The organism is Spiribacter curvatus, assembly GCF_000485905.1.
GTDB classification, from domain to species: domain Bacteria; phylum Pseudomonadota; class Gammaproteobacteria; order Nitrococcales; family Nitrococcaceae; genus Spiribacter; species Spiribacter curvatus.
The window spans coordinates 1868945-1887193 of record NC_022664.1; the positions used below are offsets into that span (position 1 = coordinate 1868945).

Consider the following 18249-nt stretch of genomic DNA (forward strand, 5'->3'; position numbering starts at 1 on the left):
CAACCCAGCAATACCGCGATGATACGCCCCGGTGGGGCGGGCGACCACTGACCGGAATCAGGCCATCGCCGCCTCGATGGCCTCGACCGACTTCGGCACCGCGGCGGTGAGGTTTTCATGACCATCGCCGGTGACCACGCAGTCATCCTCGATGCGCACGCCAATGCCCTGCCAGCGGGCGTCCACCGGACTGCCCGGCGGGATGTAGAGCCCCGGCTCCACCGTCACCACCATACCGGGCGCCAGGGTCAGCCATTCGCCGTCGCGGCGATAGCCACCGACGTCGTGCACATCCATCCCCAGCCAGTGACCGGTGCGATGCATGAAATAGCGCCGGTAATCGCCCGACTCGATCAACGCATCGACCTCGCCCTCCAGCAGGCCCAGATCCACCATGCCCTCGACCAGCACCCGGGTGGCGGCCTCGTGGGCGGCGTTGAAGGTCTCGCCCGGGCGGACCCGCTCGAGGGCCGCCTGCTGGGCGGCCAGCACCACCTCGTAGACCACGCGCTGCGCGTCACTGAAGCGCCCGTTCACCGGCACGGTCCGGGTGATGTCGGCGGCATAGCCATCGAGCTCGACACCGGCATCCACCAGCAGCAGATCGCCATCACGCAGGGCATCACCGTTGGCGATGTAGTGGAGCACACAGGCATTGGCGCCGCCGCCGACAATGATCGGATAGGCCGGCTCGCCATTATGGCGGCGGAAATCGTAGAGCAGCCCCGCCTCGACCTCGTACTCCGCCATACCGGGGCGCAGGGTCTCCATCAATCGGGTATGGGCGGCGGCGGAGATCCGCGCGGCCTCGCCCATGCGCTCGATCTCGGCGGGGGATTTCACCTGGCGCAGGGCATGGACCAGCGGATCCAGCGCCTCGTAGGCCTGTGGGGCATCGTCACCGCGCTGGGCCCGGGCCCGCTCGACCCAGCCGATCAGACGCTGATCGAAGGCCTCATCATCACCCAGTCGGCAGTAGAGCCGCCGGCGGCCTGCCATCAGCCCGGGCAGGACGGCGTCGATCTCGTCAATGGGATAGGCCGCATCGGCGCCGTATTCCTCGACCGCAGCGGTCTGCCCGATGGTCCGTCCCTCCCAGGTCTCGCGCTGCGGATCACGCTCGCGGGAGAACAGAATGAACGATCCCGCCGTGCGACCGGGGATCAGCACGGCGATGGCGTCGGGCTCGATGAAGCCGGTGAGATAGCGGAAGTCGCTGTCCTGCCGGAACGGGTAGTCGACGTCGCGATTGCGCGGGCGCATCGATGCGCCGGCGATCACGGCGAGCGCGTCATCCCCCATCCGCTGCATGAGGGCGTCGCGGTGACGGGCGGTTTCAGTGGCATCCATGGCGATCGGCTCCGGCATCAGTGGAGCAGGTCAGGGTCGGCGCGGTCCCCCGCATCCACCGGCTGGGCCGAGGAGGGCAGTGCGGTGTGCTCGCGCACCAGCAGCGTCGCCGCGCGCAGATACTCCACCAGCTCGGTATAGGCGATCTCGGTGTCCTCATCGACCGCCGAGTCGTGGTCGATGCGCGCGATCTCGGTGAGGTCATTGATCACCTCGTTGGCCTCACGCGGCAGCTTGGCCGGGTCGTGGCTGCCCGCGACGCCGATGCCAAACAGAAACCCCTCGCACCACTGCCCGAGCGCAGCGGCGCGCAGGCTGATGGGCTCATCATCGTCGGGGAGCAGCGGCTCGAACTCGAGGCTGTCGTTCTCGAGCCGGTCGCGGGTGTCCTGATAGAGCGCGGTCAGCGCCTCGAGGACGTCCCGCGCCGGCTCACCCTTGGGCGACAGGCCATCGAGGACCTGGGCGATCCATTGCGCCGCCTCCGGGGTCTCGGGGCTGCAGAATAACCCGCAGAGCATGCCCTGCGCCTCGGCGGCGGAGATTTCGGCGTCGACGCCCGCCAGCGCCGCCACCACTTCGGTATAGCGTTCAGATTGACTCATGGGCATCAGTCTAGCATTGCTGCTAGACTCAGAGGGCGTTCATGGGGGCATTGCAAGTGGTTGATTCCGTTAGCGAACAGACGGCACGGCTGGAACAGCGCGTGGAGCGGCTGATCAAGCTCTGCGAGCAGCTGCGTGATGAGAACCGCGTGCTGCTGCGCACCCAGGAGTCGCTCAACGCCGAGCGCGCCGCGCTGCGGGAGAAAAACGACACCGCCCGCACCCGCATCGAGGCCATGATCAGTCGGCTGAAGGCCTTGGAGCAGGACGGATGAGCGAACCGGTCAAGGTCAGCATTCTCGATCGCGACTTCATGGTGGCGGCACCGGAGGGATCGCATGATGGCCTGCGCGCATCGGCCCGCCAGCTCGATGCGCGGATGCGCGAGATCCGTGACAGCGGCAAGGTGGTGGGGACCGACCGAATCGCCATCATGGCGGCCCTCAACATCACCCACGAGCTACTCGAGGCCCAGGCTCAGCGCCGTGATGCCGAGGGGGTCGCCGAGCGGCTGAAGGCACTGGACGCACGCATCGATGATTACCTCGAGAGCGTCGAGATCCCGGCAGAGCTTCGCCGGCGCTAGACGCGGCGCAGGCAGGGATGCAGACTGTGTTCCGGGTTCCTGTGATGGCCGATACCGGGCCTATGCATTCTTGACCCTACAATCATGCGCCTCAGGGGAGGTGCTGTAGTGCCGTTGGTGTGCATGTCCGCCCTGTGCGGAAAGCCTAAGGCGTCATTCGACCTCCCCGACCTGAACCAAAGGGTTCAAGGGCGTTGCCCGAACGGCATTGCGGGAATCCACTCCTACACCAAGACGGATCTGCGCCGCCGGCTGCGTGCCCGCCGTGCGGCCCGTCAGGCCGCGCGCGCCGCCGCCGATCGTGTCACCCGGCTGCCGCACTGGCGCCGGGCGCGGCATGTCGCGCTCTACCTTGCCGCCGATGGCGAGATCGATACCACACCGCTGATCCACGCCGCCTGGCGAGCGGGTAAGCGCGTCTATCTGCCGGTCATCCGATCACCATCCGGGCGGCTGGCCTTCCGCCGCTACACCCCCACCACAGCGCTCCGCAGCGGCCGGTTCGGCATCCGCATCCCCGCCCGCACCGCCGAGCCGCTGCGCGCGGTGGCCGGCCTCGATCTGCTCATCATGCCCTTGGTGGGTTTCGATGCCGCCGGCCATCGGCTGGGCATGGGCGGTGGATTCTATGACCGGACACTGGCGGGTCGACGTCGGGGCCGGCGGCCGCTGCGCCTGGGCCTGGCCCACGTCTGTCAGCAACAGCCCGCCATTCCTCATGACCGCTGGGACCAGCGCCTGGATCGGGTGGTCACGGATCAGTCAACGCATTTCTGCTAGACTGGGGGGTCAATCAATCGCACGGCTTTAATGGATACAGCGATGGCCTACTGGCTCATGAAATCCGAACCGGATGTCTACGGGATCGACCATCTCGCCGCCGAACCCGATGGGACCGAGCACTGGGATGGGATCCGCAACTACCAGGTCCGCAACCTGTTCCGCGACCGCTTCCAGCCCGGCGACCAGGCCTTTTTCTATCACTCCAACACCAAGGTGCCGGGGATCGTGGGCATCATGGAGGTGGTCAGCGAGGCCTATCCCGACCACACCGCCTTTGACCCGGACGAGAAGTACTACGACCCGAAGAGCGACCCGGATCATCCGCGCTGGCTCATGGTCGATGTGCGCTATATCCGCCACCTCGATCGCCTGATCACGCTCGCCGAGCTCAAGGCCGATCCCGCGCTCGCCGACATGCGGCTGGTCCAGCGCGGGAACCGGCTGTCGGTGATGCCGGTCAGCGAGGTGGAGTGGCAACATATCCTCGACATGGAAAAGCAGGATGGCAACGACAACCGATAACCCACCGGCCCCGGCCGGCACGCTGCGCGCGGTCATTGATGCGCTACCGCTCACCGCGACGCTGACCGCCATCGTCCTCACCTGGCTGAGCTGGCCCGACGTCGCCAACAGCGATGGTGACGTACCACCGCTGCAGCCGGTGGAGGCCCGGAGCGCCGAGGCACTGGAGGCGACCTTCGCCGATTTCGGTTATGCCTGGCCGGCCGATCAGGTGCCGCCGGTGAGCGTGCAGACGTTCCCGCACGACCTCGCCGAGACCCGTACGCCGGTGAAAAAGTCGCTGTTCTTCCGCACCCTGTTACCGCTGGTGCTGGCCGAGAATGCGCGGATCGAGGCGCAGCGCGAGTCGCTGATGAAGGCCATCGACGGCGATCTGCCAGAGGCGCGCCGGGTGGCGATCCTCACCCGGCTCGCCGGTGAGTACGGCGTCGACACCGATCCGCTGACCGATGCCACCGCCCGGACCCTGAGGGCGCGGGTGGACACGGTCCCACCGGCGCTGGCGCTGGCGCAGGCGGCCAAGGAGAGCGGCTGGGGCACATCGCGCTTCGCGATTGAGGGCAATAACCTGTTCGGCGAATGGACCTGGGATGCGAGCCAGGGCATGACGCCGCGCGAGCGTTCGGCGGATGCCGATCACTTCGTGCGCCGATTCGAGACCCTGCGCATCTCGGTGCGAAGCTACCTGAACAATCTCAACCGTCATGGCGCCTATGAGCGCTTTCGCACGCTGCGCACCGAGGCGCGCCAGGCCGGCCGCGGCATGACCCCGGCGCAGATGGCCGGCGGGCTCGAGCAGTACTCCGAGCGCGGCCTCGCTTATGTCAACGAGGTGCGCGCCATGATCACCACCAACCGGCTTGATCGGGTCATGGCCAATGCCCGCCTGACCGAGCTGCCCGAGCGTATCGCGCAGCGCTAGCCGAGGGCCTTGGCCAGCACCTTGGAGCCGCGCGCGAGGTTGTAGAAGGCCCGCCGCCCGGCGGGCAGTGACTCGACCTCGGTCGGCGCGAAGCCCTGCTCGCGGAACCAGTGCGCGGTGCGGGTGGTGAGTACGAACAGCGCCTCGCAGCCCGCCGCCACGGCGTCACGCTCCAGCCGCTCGAGGAGCTGGCGGCCGCGATGGCCATCGCGATAGCCCGGATGCACCACCAGACAGGCGATCTCCGCCGCGGCGGTATCCGCAATACGATGCAGCGCCGCACAGGCGACCACCGTCCCCTCGCGCTCCATCACCGTGAAGTCACCAATCTCGGTCTCGAGCCGCTCGCGGGTCCGACGGACCAGCGTCCCGTCGTCCTCGAGCGGTGCGATCAGTGCCAGGATACCGCTGATATCCTCCACCGAGGCTGCCCGCAGGCGCTCGAAAGCGCGTGGCGTGATCAATGTGCCGACACCATCGCGGGTGAAGAGCTCACCGAGGATGGCCCCGTCGCGGCGTCTTGGCAGCAGATGCACCCGCGGCACCCCCCCCCGGCAGGCCGCGATGGCGCGGGCAACCTGAGCGCCGAGGGGTTCGGCCGTGGGGGTGGCCGGCTCGAAGCGCTCACGGGCCTCCTCCACCGTCAGCTCGCCGAGCGGCGTGCCCGCGGCGGTGACCAGGCCCTCGCCCTCGTGGAGGAACAGGAGCTTATCGGCCTGCAGCCCCCGTGCCGCGGCCACGGCGACATCCTCGGCGTAGAGGTTGAACTGCTCGCCGGTCGGCGAGACCCCGAGCGGACTCATCAGCACCAACGCACCATCATCGAGCCGCTGACGGATGGCGGCGGTATCAACCCGGCGCACCTCGCCGGTCTGCAGGTAATCGATGCCATCGCGCACCCCCAGCGGCCGGGCGGTGACGAAATTGCCACTGGCGACCTGCAGGCGCAGCCCTGCCATGGGCGAGTTGGCAAGCCCCATGGAGAACAGCGCCTCGATGGCGAGCCGGACACTGCCCACGGCATCCACCACACAGCCGAGGGCCTCGGCGTCGGTCACCCGCAGGCCGTTGACGTAGCGGATCGCCGCGCCGCGGGCATTGAGGCGCTCATCGATCTGCGGCCGCGCCCCCGGGACCAGCACCAGCCGGATCCCCAGGCCGTTGAGCAGCGCCAGGTCATGGACCAGCGCCGCGGCCGTCCCATCGGTCAGCGCCTCGCCCCCGACACTCACCACGAACGTGCGCCCGCGATGGGCATGGATGAACGGCGAGCTGTGGCGGAACCAGTCCACCAGTGCATCGAGCCGGTCGGTCATGATCACTCGCCCCCTACAGCTCGCTCCAGCTGCTGCGCCGACGCCAGCGGACACGGGTCAGGGTAATGCCCAGCAGCATGCCGAAGACGATCACCCCGGCCCCGGCGATGAACCAGTCCCGGCTCTCGCGATCGGCCATGCGATCGGCCTCACGCGAGAGATCCTGAACCTGGCGCTCGAGATCGAGCACCTCCTTTTGCAGCGCCTGGTTCTCGTCGGCCAGTTCGAGCCCTTCGCCGGCCTCCTGCAAGCGCTGGGTCATGCGCTGGTTATCGGCCTGCAGCTGCCGGTTGTCATCACTCAGCGTCTCGAGCCGCGACTCAAGCTCGGTCACCCGCTCGCTGAGGGTCTGATTCTCGTCGCGCAATTCGCTCAGGCGGTTGGTGGCCGCCTCGAGCTGCGCCGCTGCGCCGGGGTCGGGCTGCAGATAGAGACTGCGCACCCAGCCCTCATCATCGCCGGCGCGCACCTGCGTCCAGGTCTCGCCGCGCTGGAGGACCTCGAGCTGGCTGCCGGAGCTGAGCAGGCGCATGATGCGGTAGTCATTGCCCTGGCCGCTGCGCAGGGTAATCTCGAGCTCATCGGTGACATAGGCGGTGGTCTGGGCGATGGCGGGGCCACCCAGCGCAATGGCCAGCCCCACCATCATCGCTCCACCCAGTCGCACTGTCCGTATCCATTGCCGCACCGATGCACCCTCTGCTGGAAAACACTCAATCCATCAGTCTAGCTGACCCCTATCCAACTGGACACCCGGCTTTTGTTGTGTCCGCGACCCGTGGTGCAGGTATACTCATCGATACAGTGAACGATAAAACCGATAGAGAAGGCGCTGTGATCGAAGACGAACTCCGCACCGAGCGCCAGCGCCTCCATGAGCTGATCACGAACCTCAACGCCGCCATGCTGGTTGAGGACGGATCGCGCCGCGTCATCCTCGCCAACCAGGTCTTCTGCCATGCCTTCGCCCTGGACGCGGACAGTGATGAGCTGGTGGGCGCCGACGGCGGCGCCATCAACGCCCGCCTGTCGACGGTGTTCGTGGATCCGGCCGCGTTTCTGCGCCGGACCGAGGAGATCCTGGAGGGTCGCTCGGCCGTGCATGGTGAATCGTTCGACCTCGCTGACGGCCGCCGGCTCGAGCGCGATTACGTCCCGGTATTCCTCGATGGCGTCTATCATGGCCACCTCTGGCAGTATCGGGACATCACCGAGCGTCGGGCCTATGAGCAGCGCCTCATGGATCTGGCCAACACCGACCCGGTGACCGGTCTGCCCAATCGCCGCCACATCATGGACCGGCTTGAAGAGGAGCTGGCGCGCACGTCGCGCAGCGACCGGCCCGCGACGGCGATGCTGGTCGATATCGATTTTTTCAAGGAAATCAACGACTCCCACGGTCACATCGCAGGCGACACGGCCCTCGTCAACCTGAGCGGGGCGCTGCGCCGCAGCTTGCGGATGACCGATATCGTCGGGCGCATCGGCGGTGATGAGTTCCTCATTCTCCTGCCCCTCACCGATGAGAACGGGGCCGAGGCGGTCGCCGAACGGCTGCGTAGCGATGTCGGCGCCCTGCAGGTACCGGGCTCGGATCGCCGCCAGGGGCTGTCAATCAGCATCGGTCTGACGCCGCTGGATAAGGGACGGCGTGACAGCCGCAGCCTGCTGATGCGCGCCGATGCCGCGCTCTACGAGGCGAAGGCCCGGGGCCGGGGCCGGGGCACGATCGTTCGCTGTGCCGAGGTGACCGGCGAAGGCGGGTAACACCGCCCGCGTCTTTGCCATCGCCGCCGGCTGGGTCACAATGCCCGCCATGCTGCAGTATCCCGCCATCGATCCGATCGCCCTGTCACTCGGCCCCCTCGACATCCACTGGTATGGAGTGATGTATGCCATCGGCTTCGGCCTGGCGTGGTGGCTGGGCCGCCGCCGGGCCGCCCGTGCCGACACCCCGGTGGTGCCAGCGCAGATCGACGATCTGCTGCTGTTCGGGGCGATCGGCGTGGTGGTGGGGGGCCGTATCGGTTATGCGCTTTTCTACAGCGGCGGCGACCTGCTGGCCGATCCGCTCTCGCTGCTGCGCGTCTGGGAAGGCGGTATGGCCTTCCATGGCGGCCTGCTGGGCGTGATCCTGATGATGGCATGGTACGCGCGCCGTCAGGGCATCACGCCACTGGCACTGGGCGACTTCGTCGCGCCGCTGATCCCACCGGGACTGGCCGCCGGACGGCTTGGCAACTTCATTAACGGCGAGCTCTGGGGCGCACCCACCGCGCTCCCCTGGGGCATGGTCTACCCCCCGCTCGGCCCCGAGCCACGCCACCCCTCGCAACTCTACGAGCTGGCGCTGGAGGGGCTGGTGCTGTTTGCGCTGGTGTGGGGGTTTTCGCGCCATCCGCGACCGGCCGGGGCGGTCACCGGGGTGTTCCTCAGCGGCTACGGGTCCGTCCGGTTCGCGGTGGAGTTCGTGCGCCTGCCGGATGCGCATATCGGCTATCTGTCCGGCGGCTGGCTGACCATGGGGCAGCTGCTCTCGCTGCCGATGATCGCCGCCGGCCTGGTGCTGCTCGCCTGGGCCTATCGCCAGCGTCTGTCCACCGCCTTGAAATAGGCCACAAGGGAGGCCTTTACCGCCATGCAGCAATACCTCGATCTCCTCCGCCATGTCCGCGACCACGGCGTCGAGAAGGCCGATCGCACCGGCACCGGCACCCGCTCGGTATTCGGCTGGCAGGCGCGCTATGACCTGGCCGATGGCTTCCCGATGGTGACCACCAAGCGGCTGCATCTGCGCGCCATTATCCATGAGCTGTTGTGGTTCCTCGCCGGCGAGCGGAATATCCGTTATCTCAGGGACAACAATGTCCGCATCTGGGATGAGTGGGCCGACGAGAACGGCGATCTGGGGCCCATCTATGGCGTTCAGTGGCGATCCTGGCCCACGCCCGAGGGCGGTCATATCGACCAGATCGCCCGGGTCGTGGCGCAGATCCGTGACAACCCCGACTCGCGCCGCCATATCGTCACTGCCTGGAACCCGGCTGAAATCGAGCGTATGGGGCTACCGCCCTGTCACGTGCTGTTCCAGTTCTATGTCGCCGAGGGGCGTCTGTCCTGTCAGCTCTACCAGCGCAGCGCCGATCTGTTCCTGGGCGTGCCCTTCAACATCGCCTCCTACGCCCTGCTCACCCACATGATCGCGCAGGTCACCGGCCTGCAGCCGGGGACGTTCATCCACACGCTGGGCGATGCGCATCTCTACCTCAACCATCTGGAGCAGGCCGATACCCAGCTCGCCCGCGATCCGCTGCCGCTCCCCACCCTCGAGCTCAATCCGGGCGTCGATGATCTGTTCGACTTCCGCTTTGACGACATCCAGGTGAGCGGCTATCACTCCCATCCGCGCATCACCGCGCCCATCGCCGTCTAGGAGCCCCACGCCATGCAGATAACCTTCGTCGTCGCCATGACCGACAACCGTGTGATCGGCCAGGGCAATGATCTGCCCTGGCGGCTGCCCGACGACATGCGGCATTTCGTGGCGCTGACCCGGGACAAGCCCATCGTCATGGGGCGCCGCAACTACCAGTCCATCGGCCGGCCGCTGCCGCGGCGCCAGAACATCGTCATGACCCGCGATCCGGACTGGTCGGCGCCGGGGGTCGAGGTGGTGCATTCCGTAGCGGCGGCGATCGCGGCGGCGGGCGAGGTGGATGAGCTCATGGTGATCGGCGGCGCGGCCATCTATGCGGCATTCCTGCCACGGGCCGATCGCATCGAGCTGACCCGGGTGCGGACGGAGCTGGCGGGGGATACGTGGTTTCCGGTGTTCGAGGGCCCGGACTGGCAGCGCACGGCGACCACCCATCATCCGGCCGACGCCGAGCACGCCTACCCGATGGATTTCGAGACCTGGGAGCGCCAGCCCGCGGACTAGCGCTTCATCGCCTGGAAGAACTCGTTGTTGGTCTTCGTATCCTTGAGCTTATCGAGGAGGAATTCCACAGCGGCGAGCTCGTCCATGGGGTGGAGGAGCTTGCGCAGGATCCATATCTTTTGCAGCTCCTCGGGCGTGAGCAGCAGCTCCTCGCGCCGGGTACCGGAGCGATTGATGTTGATCGCCGGGTAGATCCGCTTCTCGGCGATGCGCCGGTCGAGGTGGACCTCCATGTTGCCGGTGCCCTTGAACTCCTCATAGATCACATCGTCCATGCGCGAGCCGGTCTCGATCAGCGACGTGGCGATGATGCTCAGGCTGCCGCCCTCCTCGATATTCCGCGCGGCACCGAAAAAGCGCTTGGGCCGGTGCAGGGCGTTGGCGTCGACACCACCGGTGAGGACCTTGCCAGAGCTTGGCACCACGGTGTTGTAGGCCCGCGCCAGCCGGGTGATGGAGTCGAGCATGATGACCACGTCGCGCTTGTGCTCAACCAGCCGCTTGGCTTTTTCGATCACCATCTCGGCCACCTGGACGTGACGGCTCGCCGGCTCGTCGAAGGTCGAGGAGACCACCTCGCCACGCACCGTGCGCTCCATCTCCGTGACCTCCTCGGGCCGCTCGTCGATGAGCAGCACGATGACGTAGGTCTCTGGATTGTTGGAGGTGATGGACTGGGCGATGTTCTGCAGCAGCATGGTCTTGCCGGCCTTCGGCGGCGAGACGATGAGCGCCCGCTGTCCCTTGCCGATGGGCGCGCTCAGATCGATCACCCGGGCGGTGAGATCCTCGGTGGAGCCATTGCCCCGCTCCAGCCGCATCCGCTCTTTGGGGAACAGCGGTGTGAGGTTCTCGAACAGGACCTTGTACTTGGCCGATTCGGGCTTTTCGAAGTTGATCTGATCGACCTTGAGTAGCGCGAAGTAGCGCTCGCCGTCCTTGGGCGGTCGGATCTTGCCGGAAATGGTATCGCCGGTGCGCAGGCTGAAGCGCCGGATCTGGCTGGGCGAGACGTAGATGTCATCAGGCCCGGCCATGTAAGAGCTGGTCGCCGAGCGCAGGAAGCCGAAGCCGTCCTGGAGGATTTCCAGCACGCCATCGCCCCAGATGTCCTCGCCCTTTTTGGCATGCGCCTTGAGCAGCGCGAAGATGACGTCCTGCTTGCGCGAGCGCGCCATGTTTTCGATGCCGAGTTCCTGCGCCAGCTCGACGAGTTCGGCGGCACGCTTATGCTTGAGTTCGGTGAGATTCATGAGTACTCAAAGGGCCGCCCGATGGACGGCCACTACCTTGGTAGGAGAGGAGAGGGGCGCACCCCGAAGGTGTCCCGCGGGTTAAAGATTGCTGTCGATGAACGCGGAGAGCTGCGCCTTGGACAGGGCACCCACCTTGGTGGCCTCGACGCCGCCATTCTTGAACAGCATCAGCGTGGGAATCCCGCGGATGCCGTACTTGGGCGGCGTCTCCGGGTTTTCGTCGATATTGAGCTTGGCGATCCTGAGCTGACCGTCATAGTTGCCCGCAATCTCCTCGAGAATCGGACCGATCATCTTGCAGGGGCCGCACCACTCCGCCCAGTAGTCCACCAGGACAGGCTGACCGGCGTTGACGACTTCGGATTCAAAATTGGCGTCGGACACGTGGACGATATTGTCGCTCACGAAGCATTCCTCCAAAGGGGTATCGGTGACTGATCGAGATTGGGCCGATCGGACGGATCGCCCGGCGAATTACTGGGTATATTGAATGGGGACATCGCCTGTGAGGCGGATGAGCGAAGGCTATCCCCCTGATTCTGCGCTGTCAACTTTACCCGACGGCCGTGTATATTCGGGTGCCATGAATGACCATCATCTCGCCACGCTTGCCGAAAACGCCGTCACCGTCGCCAGGGCTGCCGGGCAGTCGATCCTCGAGATCTACGCCGCCGGCTTCGAGGTCGAGTCGAAGGCGGACGACTCGCCCCTGACCACGGCGGATAACGCCGCCCATCGGCTCATCGCCGATCGGCTGCAGGCCCTGACCCCCGACATCCCGATCCTCTCCGAGGAAGGCGGTCTGGCGGACTACGCCGAGCGTCAGGGCTGGACGACCTACTGGCTGGTGGATCCACTGGATGGGACCCGTGAGTTCGTCAAGCGCAATGGCGAGTTCACCGTCAACATCGCCCTCATCGAGGCGCAGCGGCCGGTGATTGGCGTCGTCCATGCCCCGGTCCTCAACTGTACCTGGGAGGCGGTGCATCGCCCTGCCGACGGGCCGGACAGCGACATCGCCCACGGCTGGGCGCGCCGCCATGACTCGCAGGGCAGCCACGACATCCAGACCCGGCGCGCGCCGGAGCGCGACCTCACCCTGGTGGTCAGTCGCTCGCACCGCCACCCGCAGGTCGAGGCCCTGCTCCAGCGTCTGCCCGCCTACCGGACCCGCTCCATGGGCAGTTCCATCAAGTTCTGCCTGGTCGCCGAGGGCGAGGCGGACTGCTATCCGCGCTTCGGCCCCACCTCGGAGTGGGACAGCGCGGCCGCCCAGTGCATCGTCGAGGCCGCCGGCGGCGCGGTCATCCGCCCCGATGGCACGCCGTTGCGCTACAACACCAAGGCGTCGACGCTTAATCCCAACTTTGTGGTCATCGGCGACCCGCAGTGGCCTTGGGCGGATGCGCTTGACGGGCTGCCGGTGGAGGAGCGGTAGACGGCACAACGGTGCGGTGGTGTGCGGTGGCGCTCCCATTGCCCTGAATCGGGCTCGCGCGGGACGCGGGGCGATTCACGCAGTGGACCCCACACACCACGGCGTCCCGAGGTCGCCCGATCCAGGGCAACGGGATCGCCAATGCAGGGCGCGCCACCGGACCCGGGGATTGCCGATTCCGTCCCCTTTAACCGTGCGATCTCGAGGCGCCCCGCATCGTGTGAGCGCGGGGAAAGGGGATGGAAGCGGCACACCGCCACACCGACGGTGTTACGGCATCAACACGTACTCACCCGGCGCCTCGACATCCGGGGCGTAGCCCTGACTCGGCGCGCCGAGGCTCGGCGGTGCCACGGCCTGCCCCGAGCGCTGCGCCAGCCAGTCCTGCCAGGCCGGCCACCACGAGCCTTCCTGCTGCGGCGTTTCGCGCTCGAAGCGCTCCGCCGGATAGGTGGGCTCCAGCGGCTTGAAGTGCCTGATCTGATAGTGCCGGCGCGGATGGCCCGGCTCGCTGACAATGCCGGCGTTGTGCCCGCCCCGGGTCAGCAGGAAGGTCACGTCGGTGCGCGCCAGGCGGGTGATCTTGTACACCGAATGCCACGGGGCGATGTGGTCTTTCTGGGTGGCCACCGAGAAGATCGGGATATCGATGTCGGCGACGGAGACCGGCTGCCCGCCGATGTCGTAACGGCCCTCCACCAGATCGTTATGCAGGAACAGACTGCGCAGGTACTCGCTGTGCATGCGGTAGGGCAGGCGCGTGGCGTCGGCGTTCCAGGCCATCAGATCAAACGTCGAATCGCGCTCGCCCATCAGGTAGTGGCGTATCATCCGCGACCACACCAAGTCCTGGGAGCGCAGCAGGTGGAAGGCGCCGGCCATGCGGTCCCGGCCCAGGTAGCCGCGGGCCCACATCACATCCTCGAGGAACGAGACCTGGGATTCGTCGATGAACAGATCCAGCTCACCCGGCTCGGTAAAGTCGGTCTGCGTCGCCAGCAGTGACAGTGTGGCCAGCCGGTCGTCGCCGTCGCGCGCCATGGCCGCCGCCGCCAGAGTCAGCAGCGTGCCGCCCAGGCAGTAACCCACGCCGTGCACCTTCTGATCGGGGACAATGTGGTTGACCACATCCAGCGGGTCGTTCACGCCCAGACGCCGATAGTCGGCCATCCCCATGCCGCGGTCCTCGGGCCCCGGGTTTTTCCACGACACCACGAACACCGTGTGACCCTGACCGACCAGGTATTCGATCAGTGACCGGCCCGGCTGTAGATCGAGGATGTAGTACTTCATGATCCAGGCCGGCACGATCAGCACCGGCTCGGGGTGGACCGTGTTGGTGGTGGGCTCGTACTGGATCAGCTCCATCAACGCGTTGCGATGGACCACCTTGCCCGGCGTCACGGCCAGATCGCGGCCGACCTGATAATCCTCGTCGCTTGCCTGCGGCCGCCCGGCGAGCTCGCGCTGCACGTCCTCAAGCCAGTTCGAGCCGCCGCGGACCAGGTTGGCACCGCGCTCGTTGACGGTCCGCTCGAGGACTTCCGGGTTGGTGGGCAGAAAATTCGACGGCGAGACCATATCCAGCATCTGCCGGACGGTGAAGTTGACCACCTCCTCATGATGCGGATTCACGCCCGGCACCCCGGTGGTCGCCACATGCCACCACTGCTGCTGAAGCAGGAATGCCTGGTGGATGAACGAAAACGGCCAGTTCCCCCAGGCCGGCGCCTCGAACCGCTGGTCATCGGGCAGTGGCTCGATACAGCGGGTCTGCTCATCATCGGCAAGGCAGTGTCCGGAATAGGCGGCAAGCCGCAGCGCCTTGCGCAGGGCCTTTTCCTGAAGCGCGCCCTGGCGGCCGGGATTGAGCGCGAGATGCCCGGCCCAGTCAAAAAAGGCGAGCTGCAGGGCCGTCGGCGAAATCCCGCCGGTCATGCGCCCCATCAGGGCGTGCAGCAGTCGATCCCAGGCCACGGGGTCGGTGACCTGCTCGGAGAAGGCGTGGTCCAGTCGTGTCATATCGCTTCCCATTCGTGCCGCTCTATACCGTTGGGCTCAGGAGAGCGGCAGTACGTTCCATTCGTCGGTGTGGAGGTGTGCGGTGGCGCTCCCATTACCCTGAATCGGGCTCGCGCGGGACGCGGGGCGGTTCACGCAGTGGATCCCACACACCACGGCGTCCCGAGGTCGCCCGATCCAGGGCAACGGAATCGCCAATGCAGGGCGCGCCACCGGATCCGGGGATTGCCGATTCCGTCCCCTTTCACCGTGCGATCTCGAGGCGCCCCGCATCGTGTGAGCGCGGGGAAAGGGGACGGAAGCGGCACACCACCGCCCCGCGCAGTGTGTTATCCCCCTTCCCGCAACAACCGCATCGGCGACGCCCGATAGTAGCGCCGCGCCCCCAGGGCGCCGGCGGCCCAGACGGTGACCAGTCCCACCAGCGCGCCCACCACCAGGGTCAGCGGCCGGAACGGGTAGTCCAGGCTGAACAGCACCTCGGCGACCACCATGCCGGCGGCCGTGGCGGCCAGGCCGGCCAGACTGCCGGCCACCAGGCCCACCAGCCAGAACTCCAGCCGTGCCATGCGCCGGATGCGTCGGCCGCTGGCACCGAGGGCCCGCAGCAGGGCACTCTCGAAGCGGCGCTGCTCGCCGGTGATCTGCAGGGCCGCCAGCAGCACCAGCACGCCCGCCGCCAGGGTCAGCAGGGCCATGAGCTCTACCACGCTCGATCCCTGATCGATGATGGTGCGCACGATGCGCAGCACGCTGCTCACATCGATCGGCGTCACGCTTGGGTAGTCGCGCACCAGCTCGTTCAGCACCGCGCTGTTCTCGGGGGGTAGGTAGAAGCTGGTCAGCCAGGTCCGGGGCAGCTCATCGAAGGTCCCCGGCGAGGCGAGCACGAAGAAGTTGACGTTAAAGCTCTCCCAGCGCACCTCACGCAGGCTGGTCACCTCGGCGGTGACCTGACGGCCGCCGGAGCTGAAGGTCAGCCGATCGCCGAGATCGACGCCGATCTGCTCGGCAAAGTCGGTCTCCACCGAGAGCTGTGGCGGTGGATCGTCCGCCGCGCCCCACCACTCGCCGGCGACGATGCGGTTATCCGCCTGCAGCCCGGTGGTCCACGACAGGTTGAACTCACGCCGGGCGAGGCGCCGGGCCTGGGCGCTGTCATAATCCTGGGCCTGCACGGCATCGTCGTTGAGCGATGTCAGTCGCGCTCGCACCATCGGGTAAAAGCGCGTGTCGATGCCGGCGTCGGCAAGGCTCGAGCGCACGCCATCGAGCTCATCAGGCTGGATATTGATCAGGAACTGATTGGGCGCATCGGGCGGGATCTCGCTCTCCCAGGCGTTCAACAGGTCATGACGGACCACCGCGAGCAGAAACAGGCTCATCAGCCCGATCCCGACCGCGACGATCTGGATCATGGCGGTCACCGGCCGCCGCGTGAAGCCCGTCAGCCACAGCAGCCGGCGATGACCGCCCCGCCGCGACCAGGCCCGGGCGCCATAGACAACCGCCGCCGCGACCGCGGTGAGCAGCGCCAGCGTCGCCGTCACTGCACCGAAGACACTCAGGGTGACGCGCCAGTCACCGGCCTGCCAGGCCATCAGCGCGAAGATCACCAGTGCCGCCGCCAGCAGCGGCATACCGGCACGCAACAGACCACTGCCGAGATCCTGGCGCAGTACCCGCATGGGCGGGGCATCGCGCAGCCGCGCAAGCGTGGGCAGGGCGAAGCCGATCAGCGCGGCCGCCGCGGTCAGCCAACCGGTGGCGAGGGGCTGCCAGCCAGCGGCCGGCAGGCGGGTGTCGAGCAGGTCCGCCACCAGCGCGAGCATGCCCAGATGCAGCAGATAGCCGAGGCCGGCGCCGATCGCCCCGGCGAAGAGCCCCAGCCACAGGAGCTTGCCCACCATCAGCCCCAGGACCTGCCGGCGGGTGGCGCCGATGGCGCGCATCACCGCCACACCCGTGATCTGGCGCTCGGCATAGTGGCGGACCGTCAGCAACACCGCGACGCCGGCGACGATCACCGTCAGCAGGGCGGCCAGGCCGAGAAAGCGCTTGGCCTGACCGATGATCTCCGAGGCACCCCGGCCCTGTTCGCTGGGACGCTCGATCTCAACGGCATTGCCCTGCTCGGCCACCAGGCGGTCGGTAAAGCCCTTCAGGGTGGCCGGCTCGCCGGCGAGCAGCAGCTTGTGCCGCACCCGGCTGCCCTCGCCGAGCAGCTCGGTGGCGGCGAGATCGGCCTGATTGAACATCACCCGCGGCGCCAGTCCGCCAAAGCCCTGGCCCCGATCGGGCTCAAAACTCAGGACCGCCGCGATCTCGAGATCACGATCGCCGATGCTGAGGGTCTCGCCGACAGCCAGATCGAGCAGCCCCAGCAGTCGCGAGCTGACCCAGGCCGAGCCGGGCTCGGGGATACCCGCCGGCTCGACTTCCGCGGCCCCGGGCCGGGGCTGGATACGCAGGCTGCCGCGTAGCGGATAGCCGCCGGTGACCGCCTTGGCCGACACCAGCCGGCTCGCGTCATCGCTCAGCACGACGGTGGGGAAAACCGCCGTGCGCGCGGTGGCGAGCCCGCGCGACTGCGCCTCCGCCTGCCAGGCATCAGGGATCGGCGAGGGGTATTCCACCGCACGATCAGCGGCGAGCAGATCCGCGGCACGGGCCTCGGTGGCACCGGCCACCCGATCGGCCAGCCACGACACGCCGGTGACCGCCGCCACCGCGATGATCAGCGCGAGTGCCAGCAATCGTAGCTCCCCGCCGCGCCAGTCACGGTAGAGCAGACGCAGCGAGAGCATCAGCCGGCCTCCTGTGCCAGGGCGCCATCACGCAGGTAGCGCACCTGCGCACAGCGCCCGGCAATGGCGTGGTCGTGGGTCACCAGCACCAGCGTGGTGCCGGCGTCGCGATTGAGGGCGAACAGCAGATCAATGATCTGCTCGCCGGTGTGATGATCGAGGTTGCCGGTGGGCTCGTCGGCGAACAGGATCCGCGGCTGGCCCACAAACGCACGGGCGAGGGCGACACGCTGCTGCTCGCCGCCGGAGAGCTGGGCGGGATAGTGGGCGGTGCGATCCCGCAACCCGACCCGCTCGAGCGCCGCCGCCGCCTTGCCGCGGGCATCGTCGTCACCGGCCAGCTCGACCGGCAGCATGACGTTCTCCAGCGCGGTCAGTCCGGGCAGGAGGTGGAAGGCCTGGAACACGAACCCGACCCGGCCGCTGCGCAGTGCCGCGCGCTGATCCTCGTCCATGGCGGTCAGATCGTGGCCGTCGAGGCTGACCCGGCCGCCACTCGGCAGGTCCAGTCCGGCCAGCAGCCCCAGCAGCGTCGACTTGCCCGAGCCCGAGGTCCCGAGGATCGCCAGGGAGTCACCGGCATCAATGCTAAGATCGAGGTTTTCGAACAGGCTGATCCGGCCTTCCGGGGCCTCGAAGCGCATCGCCAGGGCGCTGGCTTCGAGCACCGGCGAGCCGTGAGGGGATGATTCCATGGTATCG

General features: G+C 67.3%; 19 protein-coding genes and 1 other RNA gene. 11 read left to right on the forward strand and 9 right to left on the reverse strand.

From position 1 onward, the window contains the following. Positions 1-57: 57 nt before the first annotated feature. Together SPICUR_RS09175 and SPICUR_RS09180 are read right to left on the reverse strand one after the other, a co-directional pair. Entirely contained in the window at positions 58-1368 is a 1311-nt protein-coding gene (locus SPICUR_RS09175) for an aminopeptidase P N-terminal domain-containing protein (RefSeq protein ID WP_023368309.1), read from the reverse strand. Next, positions 1368-1955, reverse strand: coding sequence for a UPF0149 family protein (locus SPICUR_RS09180; protein WP_023368311.1), 588 nt, complete (start codon positions 1953-1955; stop codon positions 1368-1370). The genes SPICUR_RS09175 and SPICUR_RS09180 overlap by 1 nt, the downstream gene beginning before the upstream one ends. A gap of 56 nt (positions 1956-2011) precedes the next feature. On the opposite strand from SPICUR_RS09180, the gene SPICUR_RS09185 reads away from it, so the two are divergent. From SPICUR_RS09185 to SPICUR_RS09645, 6 genes are all read left to right on the forward strand, one after another. After that, positions 2012-2230 (forward strand): TIGR02449 family protein, encoded by a 219-nt coding sequence (locus SPICUR_RS09185; RefSeq protein WP_023368313.1) that lies wholly within the window; start codon positions 2012-2014, stop codon positions 2228-2230. Beyond that, on the forward strand, positions 2227-2541 hold the full coding sequence (locus SPICUR_RS09190) for a cell division protein ZapA (RefSeq protein WP_023368315.1): 315 nt from the start codon (positions 2227-2229) through the stop codon (positions 2539-2541). The genes SPICUR_RS09185 and SPICUR_RS09190 overlap by 4 nt, the downstream gene beginning before the upstream one ends. Positions 2542-2574: 33 nt before the next feature. Further along, a non-coding RNA gene (ssrS, locus tag SPICUR_RS09845) (6S RNA) lies at positions 2575-2762 on the forward strand. Between the two features lie 19 nt (positions 2763-2781). Continuing rightward, positions 2782-3321, forward strand: coding sequence for a 5-formyltetrahydrofolate cyclo-ligase (locus SPICUR_RS09195; RefSeq protein ID WP_202951846.1), 540 nt, complete (start codon positions 2782-2784; stop codon positions 3319-3321). 42 nt (positions 3322-3363) lie between these two features. Next, positions 3364-3846: an EVE domain-containing protein gene (locus SPICUR_RS09200; RefSeq protein WP_041382589.1), complete on the forward strand. Its 483-nt coding sequence runs from the start codon at positions 3364-3366 to the stop codon at positions 3844-3846. After that, complete coding sequence (locus tag SPICUR_RS09645; protein ID WP_023368321.1) at positions 3827-4768, forward strand: glucosaminidase domain-containing protein; 942 nt, start codon at positions 3827-3829, stop codon at positions 4766-4768. Before SPICUR_RS09200 ends, SPICUR_RS09645 begins: the two co-directional genes overlap by 20 nt. Here the strand turns inward: SPICUR_RS09645 and argA are convergent. Together argA and SPICUR_RS09215 are read right to left on the reverse strand one after the other, a co-directional pair. Continuing rightward, positions 4765-6084, reverse strand: a complete 1320-nt coding sequence (argA, locus tag SPICUR_RS09210; protein ID WP_023368323.1) for an amino-acid N-acetyltransferase — start codon at positions 6082-6084, stop codon at positions 4765-4767. The two genes, SPICUR_RS09645 and argA, sit on opposite strands and share 4 nt — an antisense overlap. 13 nt (positions 6085-6097) lie before the next feature. After that, positions 6098-6751, reverse strand: a complete 654-nt coding sequence (locus SPICUR_RS09215) for a TIGR04211 family SH3 domain-containing protein (RefSeq protein ID WP_148291351.1) — start codon at positions 6749-6751, stop codon at positions 6098-6100. Positions 6752-6918: 167 nt separating this feature from the next. Between SPICUR_RS09215 and SPICUR_RS09650 the strand changes: the two genes are divergently transcribed. From SPICUR_RS09650 to SPICUR_RS09235, 4 genes are read left to right on the forward strand one after another with little or no spacing between them, the layout of a single operon-like run. Beyond that, complete coding sequence (locus SPICUR_RS09650; protein WP_158499843.1) at positions 6919-7851, forward strand: GGDEF domain-containing protein; 933 nt, start codon at positions 6919-6921, stop codon at positions 7849-7851. Positions 7852-7900: 49 nt separating this feature from the next. After that, positions 7901-8698, forward strand: a complete 798-nt coding sequence (gene lgt / locus SPICUR_RS09225) for a prolipoprotein diacylglyceryl transferase (RefSeq protein ID WP_023368330.1) — start codon at positions 7901-7903, stop codon at positions 8696-8698. A 24-nt stretch (positions 8699-8722) separates the two neighbouring features. After that, positions 8723-9517 (forward strand): thymidylate synthase, encoded by a 795-nt coding sequence (locus tag SPICUR_RS09230; RefSeq protein ID WP_023368332.1) that lies wholly within the window; start codon positions 8723-8725, stop codon positions 9515-9517. Between the two features lie 12 nt (positions 9518-9529). Continuing rightward, a complete protein-coding gene (locus SPICUR_RS09235) occupies positions 9530-10024 on the forward strand; it encodes a dihydrofolate reductase (RefSeq protein ID WP_023368334.1) in 495 nt (164 codons plus the stop codon). On the opposite strand, the gene rho is transcribed toward SPICUR_RS09235, so the two are convergent. Further along, positions 10021-11277, reverse strand: coding sequence for a transcription termination factor Rho (gene rho, locus SPICUR_RS09240; protein WP_023368336.1), 1257 nt, complete (start codon positions 11275-11277; stop codon positions 10021-10023). The two genes, SPICUR_RS09235 and rho, sit on opposite strands and share 4 nt — an antisense overlap. 81 nt (positions 11278-11358) lie before the next feature. Beyond that, positions 11359-11685, reverse strand: a complete 327-nt coding sequence (gene trxA / locus SPICUR_RS09245; RefSeq protein WP_041382594.1) for a thioredoxin TrxA — start codon at positions 11683-11685, stop codon at positions 11359-11361. 178 nt (positions 11686-11863) lie between these two features. Between trxA and cysQ the strand changes: the two genes are divergently transcribed. Next, a complete protein-coding gene (gene cysQ / locus SPICUR_RS09250; RefSeq protein ID WP_023368339.1) occupies positions 11864-12718 on the forward strand; it encodes a 3'(2'),5'-bisphosphate nucleotidase CysQ in 855 nt (284 codons plus the stop codon). A gap of 270 nt (positions 12719-12988) precedes the next feature. Here cysQ and SPICUR_RS09255 read toward each other — a convergent pair whose 3' ends face one another. The 3 genes from SPICUR_RS09255 to SPICUR_RS09265 all read right to left on the reverse strand — a co-directional run bounded on the left by SPICUR_RS09255 (position 12989) and on the right by SPICUR_RS09265 (position 18242). Beyond that, positions 12989-14740 carry a PHA/PHB synthase family protein gene (locus tag SPICUR_RS09255; RefSeq protein WP_023368341.1) on the reverse strand — a complete coding sequence of 584 codons (1752 nt, stop codon included), beginning with the start codon at positions 14738-14740 and terminating at the stop codon, positions 12989-12991. A 329-nt stretch (positions 14741-15069) separates the two neighbouring features. Next, positions 15070-17547, reverse strand: coding sequence for an ABC transporter permease (locus SPICUR_RS09260; RefSeq protein ID WP_023368343.1), 2478 nt, complete (start codon positions 17545-17547; stop codon positions 15070-15072). Continuing rightward, positions 17547-18242, reverse strand: coding sequence for an ABC transporter ATP-binding protein (locus tag SPICUR_RS09265; RefSeq protein ID WP_041382596.1), 696 nt, complete (start codon positions 18240-18242; stop codon positions 17547-17549). The genes SPICUR_RS09260 and SPICUR_RS09265 overlap by 1 nt, the downstream gene beginning before the upstream one ends. Between the last annotated feature and the right edge of the window lie 7 nt (positions 18243-18249).

What these genes read in the sequence shown, in the direction of transcription:
- SPICUR_RS09175 (WP_023368309.1), bottom strand. Translation starts at nt 1,368, where the DNA reads ATGCCGGAGCCGATCGCCATGGATGCCACTGAAACCGCCCGTCACCGC.
- SPICUR_RS09180 (WP_023368311.1), bottom strand. Translation starts at nt 1,955, where the DNA reads ATGAGTCAATCTGAACGCTATACCGAAGTGGTGGCGGCGCTGGCGGGC.
- SPICUR_RS09190 (WP_023368315.1), top strand. Translation starts at nt 2,227, where the DNA reads ATGAGCGAACCGGTCAAGGTCAGCATTCTCGATCGCGACTTCATGGTG.
- SPICUR_RS09200 (WP_041382589.1), top strand. Translation starts at nt 3,364, where the DNA reads ATGGCCTACTGGCTCATGAAATCCGAACCGGATGTCTACGGGATCGAC.
- SPICUR_RS09645 (WP_023368321.1), top strand. Translation starts at nt 3,827, where the DNA reads ATGGCAACGACAACCGATAACCCACCGGCCCCGGCCGGCACGCTGCGC.
- argA (WP_023368323.1), bottom strand. Translation starts at nt 6,084, where the DNA reads ATGACCGACCGGCTCGATGCACTGGTGGACTGGTTCCGCCACAGCTCG.
- lgt (WP_023368330.1), top strand. Translation starts at nt 7,901, where the DNA reads ATGCTGCAGTATCCCGCCATCGATCCGATCGCCCTGTCACTCGGCCCC.
- SPICUR_RS09230 (WP_023368332.1), top strand. Translation starts at nt 8,723, where the DNA reads ATGCAGCAATACCTCGATCTCCTCCGCCATGTCCGCGACCACGGCGTC.
- SPICUR_RS09235 (WP_023368334.1), top strand. Translation starts at nt 9,530, where the DNA reads ATGCAGATAACCTTCGTCGTCGCCATGACCGACAACCGTGTGATCGGC.
- rho (WP_023368336.1), bottom strand. Translation starts at nt 11,277, where the DNA reads ATGAATCTCACCGAACTCAAGCATAAGCGTGCCGCCGAACTCGTCGAG.
- cysQ (WP_023368339.1), top strand. Translation starts at nt 11,864, where the DNA reads ATGAATGACCATCATCTCGCCACGCTTGCCGAAAACGCCGTCACCGTC.
- SPICUR_RS09255 (WP_023368341.1), bottom strand. Translation starts at nt 14,740, where the DNA reads ATGACACGACTGGACCACGCCTTCTCCGAGCAGGTCACCGACCCCGTG.
- SPICUR_RS09260 (WP_023368343.1), bottom strand. Translation starts at nt 17,547, where the DNA reads ATGCTCTCGCTGCGTCTGCTCTACCGTGACTGGCGCGGCGGGGAGCTA.
- SPICUR_RS09265 (WP_041382596.1), bottom strand. Translation starts at nt 18,242, where the DNA reads ATGGAATCATCCCCTCACGGCTCGCCGGTGCTCGAAGCCAGCGCCCTG.